The 12,434-nt window shown below is 69.9% G+C and carries 11 protein-coding genes; 9 read left to right on the top strand and 2 right to left on the bottom strand.

The window, feature by feature from the left end:
* Window positions 1–154 precede the first annotated feature (154 nt).
* From eccD to AC2RP6_RS12815, 6 genes are all read left to right on the top strand, one after another.
* Window positions 155–1,672, top strand: coding sequence for a type VII secretion integral membrane protein EccD (gene eccD, locus AC2RP6_RS12840; RefSeq protein ID WP_486446358.1), 1,518 nt, complete (start codon window positions 155–157; stop codon window positions 1,670–1,672).
* Window positions 1,673–1,854: 182 nt separating this feature from the next.
* Window positions 1,855–2,142, top strand: a complete 288-nt coding sequence (gene rpsO / locus AC2RP6_RS12835) for a 30S ribosomal protein S15 (protein ID WP_030011220.1) — start codon at window positions 1,855–1,857, stop codon at window positions 2,140–2,142.
* 307 nt (window positions 2,143–2,449) lie between these two features.
* The gene (locus AC2RP6_RS12830) at window positions 2,450–4,678 is read left to right on the top strand and encodes a polyribonucleotide nucleotidyltransferase (RefSeq protein WP_486450316.1); all 2,229 of its coding nucleotides are present in this window, start codon (window positions 2,450–2,452) and stop codon (window positions 4,676–4,678) included.
* On the top strand, window positions 4,675–6,054 hold the full coding sequence (locus AC2RP6_RS12825) for a M16 family metallopeptidase (protein ID WP_486446357.1): 1,380 nt from the start codon (window positions 4,675–4,677) through the stop codon (window positions 6,052–6,054). The genes AC2RP6_RS12830 and AC2RP6_RS12825 overlap by 4 nt, the downstream gene beginning before the upstream one ends.
* A gap of 26 nt (window positions 6,055–6,080) precedes the next feature.
* A complete protein-coding gene (dapB, locus tag AC2RP6_RS12820) occupies window positions 6,081–6,833 on the top strand; it encodes a 4-hydroxy-tetrahydrodipicolinate reductase (protein ID WP_486446356.1) in 753 nt (250 codons plus the stop codon).
* A gap of 15 nt (window positions 6,834–6,848) precedes the next feature.
* Window positions 6,849–7,301 carry a hypothetical protein gene (locus tag AC2RP6_RS12815; protein ID WP_486446355.1) on the top strand — a complete coding sequence of 151 codons (453 nt, stop codon included), beginning with the start codon at window positions 6,849–6,851 and terminating at the stop codon, window positions 7,299–7,301.
* A 51-nt stretch (window positions 7,302–7,352) separates the two neighbouring features.
* Here the strand turns inward: AC2RP6_RS12815 and AC2RP6_RS12810 are convergent, their stop codons facing one another.
* Together AC2RP6_RS12810 and AC2RP6_RS12805 are read right to left on the bottom strand one after the other, a co-directional pair.
* Complete coding sequence (locus AC2RP6_RS12810; RefSeq protein ID WP_486446354.1) at window positions 7,353–7,922, bottom strand: hypothetical protein; 570 nt, start codon at window positions 7,920–7,922, stop codon at window positions 7,353–7,355.
* A 48-nt stretch (window positions 7,923–7,970) separates the two neighbouring features.
* Window positions 7,971–8,210 (bottom strand): hypothetical protein, encoded by a 240-nt coding sequence (locus AC2RP6_RS12805; RefSeq protein WP_030844337.1) that lies wholly within the window; start codon window positions 8,208–8,210, stop codon window positions 7,971–7,973.
* A 257-nt stretch (window positions 8,211–8,467) separates the two neighbouring features.
* Here AC2RP6_RS12805 and thyX point away from each other — a divergent pair, with 257 nt between their 5' ends.
* The 3 genes from thyX to AC2RP6_RS12790 all read left to right on the top strand — a co-directional run bounded on the left by thyX (window position 8,468) and on the right by AC2RP6_RS12790 (window position 12,117).
* Window positions 8,468–9,208 (top strand): FAD-dependent thymidylate synthase, encoded by a 741-nt coding sequence (thyX, locus tag AC2RP6_RS12800; RefSeq protein ID WP_486446353.1) that lies wholly within the window; start codon window positions 8,468–8,470, stop codon window positions 9,206–9,208.
* 200 nt (window positions 9,209–9,408) lie between these two features.
* Window positions 9,409–10,308, top strand: a complete 900-nt coding sequence (gene dapA, locus AC2RP6_RS12795; protein WP_486446352.1) for a 4-hydroxy-tetrahydrodipicolinate synthase — start codon at window positions 9,409–9,411, stop codon at window positions 10,306–10,308.
* Window positions 10,309–10,431: 123 nt separating this feature from the next.
* Window positions 10,432–12,117 (top strand): ribonuclease J, encoded by a 1,686-nt coding sequence (locus AC2RP6_RS12790; RefSeq protein ID WP_486446351.1) that lies wholly within the window; start codon window positions 10,432–10,434, stop codon window positions 12,115–12,117.
* Window positions 12,118–12,434: the final 317 nt, after the last annotated feature.

Raw genomic sequence — 12,434 nt, 5'->3', positions numbered from 1 at the left:
GCGCCCCCAAGTCCCGGGCGCGCAGGGGGTATCCCCAGCGCGACGGTGATCCTACTTGCCGACTGTCGCTCATACGCCCGGTAGGGTGGCGCGCGCAGCATGCGCATCCGCGAATCGAGCACGGGCGCGGACACCAACCAAGGGGGTCACGCAGGTGAGTACGGCCGGCACGACGGGTTTCTGCAGGGTCACCGTCGTGGCCCCCGACAGCCGCATCGACGTCGCCCTCCCCGAGGACATCGCGGTCGCCGACGTCTACCCCGAACTGCTGCGCCTCACCGGCCAGACCCAGCCCGTCGGCGCCCCGACCGGCTTCCACCTCGTACGCCGTTCCGGGACCGTCCTCGACGGCGCCCGCACCCTCGCCGCCCAGCAGGTCCTCGACGGCGAGGTGCTGAGCCTGCGCCCCTTCGCCGAGTCCCTGCCGCCGGCCGTCTTCGACGACGTCTCCGACGCCGTCGCCTCCGCCGTCGTCCGCGACCGGCACCGCTGGAGCGACGACATGCTGCGCGGCGCGGGCCTCGCCGGAGCCGCCGTCCTGCTCGTCATGCTGGGCTTCGTCCTCTGGTACGCCGACCCCGTCCGCCACGACATGCACGGCCTGCCCGGAATCATCGCCGGCGCCGTCGGCGTGCTGCTCACCGCATTCGCCGGCGTGCGCGCCCGCGTCTACCGCGACCGCCTCTCCGCCGTGGCCCTGGGCCTCGGCGCCCTCCCGCACCTGCTGATCGCCGGATCCGGGATCATCGGCCCCGCCGTCGGCGACGGACCCGGCCGGCTCCAGTTCCTCCTGGGCTGCGTCTGCGTCCTGGTCGCCTCCGTCGCCCTGGTCGCGCTCACCCCCAGCGGCGACGCCCCCTTCGTCGCGGCCACCTTCGTCGCCGCCACCGGCACCCTCGCCACCTTCGCGGCGATCGCCACCGAGGCCTCCGCGACCTCCACCGCCGCCGTCTGCGCCCCCGTCGCCATCGGCCTCGTCGCCTTCCTCCCCGGCCTCTCCGCGCGCTTCGCCCGGCTGCCTATCGGCTACGCCGCCCCGCAGAGCGCCACCGACGAGTACGTCGACCACGCCACGACCCCGGACCGCCACGACACCGAGCCGTACGGCGACCAGCCCGGCGCCGACCAGAACGAGCCCGGCATCCCCCTCGACGCCGAGGCCATCGCCACCCAGGCCCGCCGCGGCCACGAGATGCTGCTCGGCCTGGTCGGCGGCTGCGCGGCGGTCGCCGTCGGGGCCGCCGCCGTCCTCGGCTTCTCCGACAACACCTGGGGCCGCCTGCTGGCCCTGGCCACCGGGCTCGCCATGCTGCTCCGCGCGCGCCTCTTCCGCTACACCTCCCAGGTGGTGTGCGCCCTGACCGCCGGCCTCGCCGCGGTCGCCCTGCTGATCCTGGGCCTCTCCCTGCACCCGCCGCAGGGCCTGCTCGAAGCCCTGGTCCTGGAACAGGACCGCAGCGGCCTGGACCTCCGTACGATCTGGCTCACCGCCGCGGTCGCCGCCGGCGCGGCCCTCCTCGCCGGAATTGCGCTTGTCATCCCCCGCAAGGGCCTGTCACCCTTCTGGGGACGGCTGCTCGACCTCACCGAGGCGGCGGTCCTGCTCAGCCTGGTGCCCCTGGCCCTGGCCGTGCTGGACGTCTACGCCCGGGCCCGCGCTCTCACCAGCTGAGACGGGGCCGAGCGGCAGCCTGGTACGCTGTGTGACGGCCGTTTGTGTACGCGTCCCCCGGATTCCCTGCGAAGGGGTCTGTGGACTGCGCTCAGCGGACCCCGCCTCCCGAGTAACGGAAGCTCCCCAGAGACTCAGACCTGGGGCACTCGGTGGCAACGAAGACCAAACGAGGAGTACGCGTGCCGCTCGACGCCGCTACGAAGAAGCAGATCATCACCGAGTTCGGTGCCAAGGAGGGCGACACCGGCTCCCCCGAGGTCCAGGTCGCGATGCTCTCCCGCCGCATCTCGGACCTGACCGAGCACCTCAAGACCCACAAGCACGACCACCACTCCCGTCGTGGTCTGCTGATCCTGGTCGGCCAGCGTCGCCGCCTGCTGCAGTACCTGGCCAAGAAGGACATCCAGCGCTTCCGTACGCTGGTCGAGCGCCTCGGCATCCGCCGCGGTGCGGCCGGCGCCAAGTAAGACGCCGTGAAGGGAGCGGTTCCCACATCCGGGGGCCGCTCCCTTTGCTGTACGTGCGATACGGACCGGTCCCTTTGTAGGCTGGGACGGACGCACGTGTACGTCCGACGACGAGACGTGCACAACTGAAGAGGAGGAGCGCCCTCCCTAGCCGCCGGTCCTCGGTAGTGGCACCCGGAATGCCCCCGGAGGGCAACGAACCGGATGCTTCGATCGAAGACCGGCCCGCACGCCAGGAGCGCTTCTCCGCAACCGTCCACCGCCACACGGGCGGCGGACGGAGACGACGAAAATGGAGAAAACGCTAGTGGAGAACGAGACCCACTACGCCGAGGCCGTCATTGACAACGGTTCCTTCGGCACCCGCACCATCCGCTTCGAGACGGGCCGCCTGGCCCGCCAGGCCGCCGGCTCCGCCGTTGCCTACCTGGACGACGACACGATGGTGCTGTCCGCCACCACCGCGTCGAAGAAGCCCAAGGACCAGCTCGACTTCTTCCCCCTCACGGTGGACGTCGAGGAGCGGCAGTACGCGGCCGGCAAGATCCCCGGCTCCTTCTTCCGTCGTGAGGGCCGGCCCTCCGAGGACGCGATCCTCACCTGCCGCCTGATCGACCGCCCGCTGCGCCCGTCCTTCAAGAAGGGCCTGCGCAACGAGATCCAGGTCGTCGCCACCGTCATGGCGCTCAACCCGGACCACCTGTACGACGTCATCGCGATCAACGCCGCGTCCGCGTCCACGCAGCTCGCCGGCCTGCCCTTCTCCGGCCCGATCGGCGGCGTCCGCGTCGCGCTGATCCGCGGCCAGTGGGTGGCGTTCCCGACGCACACCGAGCTCGAGGACGCCGTCTTCGACATGGTCGTCGCGGGTCGCACCCTCGAGGACGGCGACGTCGCGATCATGATGGTCGAGGCCGAGGCCACCGAGAAGACCATCGCCCTCGTCAAGGGCGGCGCCGAGGCGCCGACCGAGGAGATCGTCGCCGCCGGTCTCGAGGCCGCGAAGCCGTTCATCAAGGTCCTCTGCAAGGCCCAGGCCGACCTGGCCGCCAAGGCCGCCAAGCCCGAGGGCGAGTTCCCGGTCTTCCTGGACTACCAGGACGACGTGTACGAGGCCCTCGCGGCCGCCGTCAAGGGCGAGCTCTCCCAGGCGCTGACCATCGCGGGCAAGCAGGACCGCGAGGCCGAGCTGGACCGCGTCAAGGAGATCGCCGCCGAGAAGCTCCTCCCGGCCTTCGAAGGCCGCGAGAAGGAGATCTCCGCCGCGTACCGCAGCCTGACCAAGGCTCTGGTCCGCGAGCGCGTCATCAAGGACAAGGTCCGCATCGACGGCCGCGGGATCACGGACATCCGTACCCTCGCCGCCGAGGTCGAGGCCATCCCGCGCGTGCACGGCTCGGCGCTGTTCGAGCGTGGCGAGACCCAGATCCTGGGCGTCACCACCCTCAACATGCTCCGCATGGAGCAGCAGCTGGACACCCTCTCCCCGGTGACCCGCAAGCGCTACATGCACAACTACAACTTCCCGCCGTACTCCGTCGGCGAGACCGGCCGCGTCGGTTCGCCGAAGCGCCGCGAGATCGGCCACGGCGCGCTCGCCGAGCGCGCGATCGTGCCGGTCCTCCCGACCCGCGAGGAGTTCCCCTACGCGATCCGCCAGGTGTCCGAGGCCCTCGGCTCCAACGGTTCGACGTCCATGGGCTCGGTCTGCGCCTCCACCATGTCGCTGCTGAACGCGGGTGTGCCCCTCAAGGCCCCCGTCGCCGGTATCGCCATGGGTCTGATCTCCCAGGAGATCGACGGCAAGACGCACTACGTCGCCCTCACCGACATCCTCGGTGCGGAGGACGCCTTCGGCGACATGGACTTCAAGGTCGCCGGCACCAAGGAGTTCGTCACCGCGCTCCAGCTGGACACCAAGCTGGACGGCATCCCGGCCTCCGTCCTGGCCGCGGCCCTCAAGCAGGCCCGCGACGCCCGCCTCCACATCCTCGACGTGATGATGGAAGCGATCGACACGCCGGACGCGATGTCCCCGTTCGCCCCGCGGATCATCACCGTCAAGATCCCGGTGGACAAGATCGGTGAGGTCATCGGCCCCAAGGGCAAGATGATCAACCAGATCCAGGAGGACACCGGCGCCGAGATCACGATCGAGGACGACGGCACCATCTACATCGGTGCCTCCGACGGCCCGGCCGCCGAGGCCGCCCGCGCCACGATCAACTCGATCGCCAACCCGACCATGCCGGAGGTCGGCGAGCGCTACCTGGGCACGGTCGTCAAGACCACCACCTTCGGTGCCTTCGTCTCCCTGCTCCCGGGCAAGGACGGCCTGCTGCACATCTCGCAGATCCGCAAGCTCGCCGGTGGCAAGCGCGTGGAGAACGTCGAGGACGTGCTCGCGGTCGGCTCCAAGGTCCAGGTCGAGATCGCCGAGATCGACCAGCGCGGCAAGCTCTCCCTGATCCCCGTGATCGAGGGCGAGTCCGACGCCGCATCCGAAGACGCTGACAAGGACGACTCCGACAAGTGACGTCGCGTAGTTCCCGTGTGACGGCCCGCCCCTCTTCGGAGGGGCGGGCCGTCGCCCGTACCCAAACCCTGCTCAAGGGGCAGAACGGCGTCGGCACCGTCCGGCGCACCGTCCTGCCCGGCGGACTGCGCGTCGTCACCGAGACGCTGCCCTCCGTCCGCTCCGCCACCTTCGGCATCTGGGCGCACGTCGGCTCCCGCGACGAGACGCCCACCCTGAACGGCGCCACGCACTACCTGGAGCACCTCCTCTTCAAGGGCACGCACCGGCGCAGCGCCCTCGACATCTCCTCCGCGATCGACGCGGTCGGCGGCGAGATGAACGCCTTCACGGCGAAGGAGTACACCTGCTACTACGCACGGGTGCTCGACACCGACCTGCCGCTCGCCATCGACGTGGTCTGCGACATGCTCACGGGCTCGCTGATCCGCGAGGAGGACGTCGACGCCGAGCGCGGGGTCATCCTCGAAGAGATCGCGATGACCGAGGACGACCCGGGCGACATGGTCCACGACCTGTTCGCGCAGACCATGTACGGGGACACCCCGCTGGGCCGCCCCGTCCTCGGCACCGTCGACACGATCAACGCCCTCGGCGCCGACCGGATCCGCCGCTTCTACAAGAAGCACTACGACCCCCGCCACCTGGTGGTCGCCGCGGCCGGCAACGTCGACCACAACAAGGTCGTACGCCAGGTCCGCGCCGCCTTCGAGAAGGCCGGGGCCCTCACGCACACCGACGCCGAGCCGATCGGCCCGCGCGCCGGCACCCGCCGCATCCGCACCTCCGGCCGCGTCGACCTGGTCAGCCGCAAGACCGAGCAGGCCCACGTGGTCCTCGGCATGCCCGGCCTCGCCCGCACCGACGAGCGCCGCTGGGCACTCGGCGTGCTGAACACCGCCCTCGGCGGCGGGATGTCCTCCCGCCTGTTCCAGGAGATCCGCGAGAAGCGCGGCCTCGCCTACAGCGTGTATTCGTACACCTCGGGCTTCGCCGACACCGGCCTCTTCGGCGTGTACGCGGGCTGCCGCCCCAACCAGGTCCACGACGTGCTCCGGATCTGCCGCGACGAGCTCGACAAGGTCGCGGCGGAAGGCCTCGCCGACGACGAGATCAAGCGGGCCGTCGGCCAGCTCTCCGGATCCACCGTCCTCGGACTGGAGGACACCGGCGCGCTCATGAACCGCATCGGCAAGAGCGAGCTGTGCTGGGGCGACCAGATGTCGGTCGACGACATGCTGGCCCAGATCGCCGCGGTCACCCCGGACGACGTCCGCTCGGTCGCACAGGATGTACTGGCCCAGCGGCCCTCGCTCGCGGTGATCGGCCCGCTCAAGGAGAAGCAGGCCGCCCGCCTCGACGAGGTCGTCGCCTAGTTCCGTACGTATCGAAGGAAAAGACTATGAGCAAGCTGCGCGTGGCAGTCCTCGGCGCCCAGGGCCGCATCGGCTCCGAGGCGGTCAAGGCGGTCGAGGCCGCCGAGGACATGGAGCTGGTCGCGGCGCTCGGCCGCGGCGACAAGCTGGAGACGCTGGCCGAGGCCGGTGCCCAGGTCGCGGTCGAGCTGACCACCCCCGCCTCGGTGATGGAGAACCTCGAGTTCCTCGTCCGTCACGGCATCCACGGCGTGGTCGGCACCACCGGCTGGACCGAGGACCGCCTCGCCCGGCTGGACACCTGGCTCGCCGCCTCTCCCGGCACCGGTGTGCTCATCGCGCCGAACTTCTCGATCGGCGCCGTCCTCACCATGAAGTTCGCCGCCCAGGCCGCCCGGTACTTCGAGTCCGTCGAGGTCGTCGAGCTGCACCACCCCCACAAGGTCGACGCCCCCTCCGGCACCGCGACCCGTACCGCGCAGCTCATCGCGGCCGCCCGCGCCGAGGCCGGCCTCGGCGCGCAGCCCGACGCCACCGCCACCGCGCTCGACGGAGCGCGCGGAGCGGACGTCGACGGCGTCCCCGTCCACGCCGTCCGGCTGCGCGGCCTGCTCGCGCACCAGGAGGTCCTCCTCGGCGGTGAGGGCGAGACCCTGACCATCCGTCACGACTCGCTGCACCACAGCAGCTTCATGCCGGGCATCCTGCTCGGCGCGCGCCGCGTGGCGCAGACCCCGGGCCTCACCTTCGGCCTGGAAAACTTCCTCGACCTGGGCTGACCGGACTGATTCACGATGCGCGCGAAGATCACCTACTTCATCACGGCCGCCGTCCTGGTGGTCTACTTCGTCCTGGTCGGCAGCCGAGGCCTGCTGCTGATCCGGCAAGGCACCCCGCTCACGGTGACCTTCGGGGTGGCCGTGCTGATCCTGCCGCTCATCGGCATCTGGTTCCTGTGGAAGAACACGCAGTTCGTCACCAGGGCCAACCAGCTCGCCGGTGAGCTGGAGGCCGAGGGCGGACTGCCCGTGGACGAGCTGGAGCGCGACGGGTACGGCCGGATCCTGCGTGACTCGGCCGACGAGGTCTTCGCGCGCCGCAAGGCCGAGACCGAGGACGCGCCGGGGGACTGGCGCAGCTGGTTCCGGCTGGCCGTCGCCTACCACGACGCCCGGGACACCCCGCGGGCGCGCAAGGCCATGCAGCGGGCGATCGCCCTGCACGACAAGAAGCCCGTACAGGTCTGACCTGTACGGGCTCCCCGTCGAGCGTCCCGGCACGCGCCGGGACCCCACATGTCAGGCGGACACGGGCCGGTACTCGTCGGCCCAGGCCCCGACCGTGTCGGCGGCCCGGTCGAAGGCCTCGGCCCGCGACAGGAAATCGGCGCTGTGGTCGGTCAGCAGCACCGCGGGCTCCTCGACGCCGCGGGCGGACACCGTCAGCGCCTGGCCCTGCACGGTCCTCGGCAGCCCGAGCCAGCGCACCGGCTGCTGCACCGTGCGGATGTCGGAGATGGCGTTCCACGGGATCGTGCGCGTCACGAAGAACCCGACCCGGCGCAGCCCCGTACGGCTGACCCACACGCCCACCCGCAGCATCTGCAGCGCCGACGCGAGGACGGCGAGCGCGGCGACCAGACAGGCGCCCGCGCCGGCCCAACCCCCGCCGGCGAAGGCGATGATCATGGTGGCCAGCAGCATGAAGGCGGACAGCAGGAGCAGCACCGCGGCGAGGGCCACGCGCCAGGGGCCGGGCCGGTAGGGCCGCCGCCAGCGCTCGTGGTCGTCTTCGGCATGGGCCAGGACCTCGTCGCCGACGTCATCCGCATCGGACACGCCGTCGGCCGTCAGGAAGGGCAGGGGCACGGCTGGACCTCACTCACATGCACGTTCGGTAGGGCTGTGCCCGTGAGGCTACCGCCCCTCGGACGCAGTCGACTGCTGCGACTTCTCCGGTGCCTTGTTCGGCTGCAGCGCCGGTATGCCGAAGAGCAGTGAGCCGGCCAGCCCCGCGACCACGGTCAGCCCGACCAGACTACGGGCGGCCAACTGGGCCCTGCCCAGGCGCTCGCGCGGCGGTGGAGTGACGTTGCTGCGGAATCGGTCGGCCTCGGCGACGAAGGCGAACGGAACGGGTTCGCGCCGGCGGAACATGAGAGCGAATCTCCTCGGGCTCGATGCGGGTGCGTTCTGCCCTGTAGGACGAACGGGCCGCTCAATCGGTGCCGGATTTCGGGACATTCACCAAAATTCGTGGCGGCAGGTCAGCTCTGCGTCAGCTCTGCGTCGAATCTGCGGCAGCCGCGCGAGGGCCACCCGGAAGCCCCGGCGGACGGAGCGCGTGCGCGGGGACCCGCGGGGCGCGCCGTAGAGTGGGCGCGCCCCAGGACGCACGTTTGGAAGGACCCCCGGTGAGCGAGACCGCCGCTTCAGATCTGAAACCCAGCTTCCGCAGTGATGTGACGGTGGAGCTGGTGAAGCACTCCGCCGCCGACTCCGACGTGCTGTGGGCGGCCCGCGTCTCCACGGCCGGCGAGCAGTCCCTGGACGAGCTCCAGAAGGACCCGGAGCGCTCCAAGGGTCTGATCAACTACCTGATGCGGGACCGTCACGGCAGCCCCTTCGAGCACAACTCGATGACCTTCTTCATCAGCGCCCCGATCTTCGTCTTCCGGGAGTTCATGCGTCACCGCGTGGGCTGGTCGTACAACGAGGAATCGGGCCGCTACAGGGAGCTCGAACCGGTCTTCTACGTCCCGGACGCCGAGCGCAAGCTCGTCCAGGAGGGCCGTCCCGGCAAGTACGTCTTCGTCGAGGGCACCGGCGCGCAGCAGGAGCTGACCGCGCGCGTCATGGAGGACTCCTACGTGCGGGCCTACGAGGCCTACCAGGAGATGCTCGCCGCGGGCGTCGCCCGCGAGGTGGCCCGTTCGGTCCTGCCGGTGGGCCTCTTCTCCTCGATGTACGCCACCTGCAACGCCCGCTCGCTCATGCACTTCCTCGGCCTGCGCACCCAGCACGAGCTGGCGGCCGTCCCCTCCTTCCCGCAGCGGGAGATCGAGATGGTGGGCGAGAAGATGGAGCAGCACTGGGCGAAGCTCATGCCGCTGACGTACGCGGCGTACAACGCCAACGGTCGCGTTGCCCCGTAAGGGCCGTAACACCCACGGCGTACAGATGTACGGAGTCAAGTCCGAAGTGTCCGTATTGCGGCGTTTCGTAAAGTTCATCTAGGCTGATCAAACGGACCCGGCACTGCTTGAACCCCCGAGCAGGCAGTGCCGGCGTCCAACACCCCGTTGACGTCCCCCGAGGGGACACCGCGAGCATGGCAGCGAGTAGCGTGTTACCCATGGCTCCGATCTCGACTCCGCAGACCCCCTTCGGGCGGGTCCTCACCGCCATGATCACGCCGTTTACGGCGGATGGCGCACTCGACCTCGATGGCGCGCAGCAGCTCGCCGTCCACCTGGTGGACGCAGGCAACGACGGCCTGATCGTCAACGGCACCACCGGTGAGTCGCCGACCACCACCGACGCGGAGAAAAACGACCTCGTACGAGCCGTCCTCGAAGCCGTCGGAGACCGCGCCCACGTGGTCGCCGGCATCGGTACCAACGACACCCGGCACACGCTGGAGCTGGCCCGCGAGGCCGAGCGCACCGGCGCCCACGGCCTGCTCGCCGTCACCCCGTACTACAGCAAGCCGCCGCAGGAGGGCCTCTACCGGCACTTCACGGCGATCGCCGACGCCACCGGGCTGCCGGTCATGCTCTACGACATCCCCGGCCGCAGCGGTGTCCCGATCGAGACCGAAACCCTGGTCCGGCTGGCCGAGCACCCCCGTATCGTGGCCAACAAGGACGCCAAGGGCGACCTCGGCCGTGCCAGCTGGGCGATCGCGCGCAGCGGCCTCGCCTGGTACTCGGGCGACGACATGCTGAACCTGCCACTCCTGTCGGTCGGCGGCGTCGGCTTCGTCTCCGTCGTGGGCCATGTGGTCAGCCCGGACCTGCGCGCCATGCTGGAGGCCCACCTCGCCGGGGACGTCCAGAAGGCCGCCGAGATCCACCAGAAGCTGCTGCCCGTCTACACCGGCATGTTCCGCACGCAGGGTGTGATGACCACCAAGGCCGCACTCAACCTGCAGGGTCTGCCCGCCGGCCCGCTCCGGCTCCCGCTGATCGAACTGACCGACGAAGAGACGGCCCGGCTCAAGCTCGATCTTGCTGCGGGCGGGGTACAGCTCTGACAACAGACTTCACAACTCAATAAGCAGCACCGAACAAATACACAGCAGACAACAGCAAGTGCACGAATGACATGCGCGCCACGTGCCTTCCGGGTACGTGGCGTGCGTGGTGAGGAGACACTTTTGAGCCATCCGCATCCGGAACTCGGTCCGCCGCCGAAGCTGCCCAAGGGCGGCCTCAGAGTCACCCCCCTGGGTGGCCTCGGTGAGATCGGCCGCAACATGACGGTCTTCGAGTACGACGGCCGTCTTCTGATCGTCGACTGCGGCGTCCTCTTCCCCGAGGAGGAGCAGCCGGGCATCGACCTGATCCTGCCGGACTTCTCGTCCATCCGGGACCGCCTCGACGACATCGAAGGCATCGTGCTCACGCACGGTCACGAGGACCACATCGGAGCTGTCCCGTACCTCCTGCGGGAGAAGCCGGACATCCCGCTGATCGGCTCCAAGCTGACGCTGGCCCTCATCGAGGCCAAGCTCCAGGAGCACCGCATCCGCCCCTACACCCTTGAGGTGAAGGAGGGCGAGCGCGAGGGCCTCGGTCCCTTCGACTGCGAGTTCATCGCGGTCAACCACTCCATCCCGGACGCGCTGGCCGTCGCGATCCGCACCGGCGCGGGCCTGGTTGTCGCCACCGGCGACTTCAAGATGGACCAGCTGCCGCTCGACCGGCGCCTCACGGACCTGCACGCCTTCGCGCGTCTCAGCGAGGAGGGCATCGACCTCCTGCTGTCGGACTCGACGAACGCCGAGGTCCCGGGCTTCGTCCCGCCGGAGCGGGAGATCTCCACCGTCCTGCGGAACGTCTTCGCGAACGCCCACCACCGGATCATCGTGGCGAGCTTCGCCAGCCACGTGCACCGCATCCAGCAGATCCTCGACGCCGCACACGAGTACGGCCGCCGGGTCGCCTTCGTCGGCCGCTCGATGGTCCGCAACATGGGTATCGCGCGGGACCTGGGCTACCTCCGGGTCCCGGCGGGCCTCGTCGTGGACGTCAAGACCCTCGACGACCTGCCGCCCGAAGAGGTCGTGCTGGTCTGCACGGGCTCCCAGGGCGAGCCCATGGCGGCCCTGTCCCGCATGGCCAACCGCGACCACCAGATCCGGATCGTGCCCGGCGACACCGTGATCCTGGCGTCGTCCCTGATCCCGGGCAACGAGAACGCGGTCTACCGCGTGATCAACGGCCTGACCCGCTGGGGCGCCAACGTCGTCCACAAGGGCAACGCCAAGGTGCACGTCTCGGGCCACGCCTCGGCCGGTGAGCTGCTGTACTTCTACAACATCTGCAAGCCGCGGAACCTGATGCCGGTCCACGGCGAATGGCGCCACCTGCGCGCCAACGCCGAGCTCGGCGCCCTGACGGGCGTCCCGAAGGACCGGATCGTCATCGCCGAGGACGGCGTGGTCGTCGACCTGGTCGACGGCAAGGCCCGGATCTCCGGCAAGGTGCAGGCCGGCTACGTGTACGTGGACGGCCTGTCGGTCGGCGACGTCACGGAGTCCTCGCTGAAGGACCGGCGGATCCTCGGCGACGAGGGCATCATTTCGGTCTACGTCGTGGTGGACAGCACCACCGGCAAGGTGGTCAGCGGCCCGAACATCCAGGCCCGTGGCTCCGGCATCGACGACGCGGCCTTCGGCCCGGTCGTGGCCAAGATCGAAGAGGCCATCGCCCGCGCGGCGGCCGACGGCGTCGCGGAGCCGCACCAGATCCAGCAGCTCATCCGCCGCACGATGGGCAAGTGGGTCTCGGACAGCTACCGCCGCCGCCCGATGATCCTCCCGGTCGTCGTCGAGGTCTGATCAGGACCCCGTCGTAGCGCCGTCACCGGAGCGGGGCAACCGGATTTGCATCCGGGGGCCCCGCTCCAGTACGTTTACGTCTCCACCCCGCACGACACCCCGGCACACACGTGTGTCCGGGCCGAGTCATGCGGGCGGGTGGGGAAATCGGACCCGGGGAAACCTGATAACGTCTGATCCGCCCGAAAGGGAATGGCTCTCCAACGGCCACCGAATTCAAATCCAAGTCGGCAACGACACGGAAATGGTCTGGTAAGGTTGGAACCGCCGGAAAGGGAAACGCGAAAGCGGAAACCTGGAAAGCGCCGAGGAAATCG

It is taken from the genome of Streptomyces sp. WAC03905, assembly GCF_057371075.1.
This window is presented reverse-complemented; position numbering and strand designations above follow the sequence as displayed.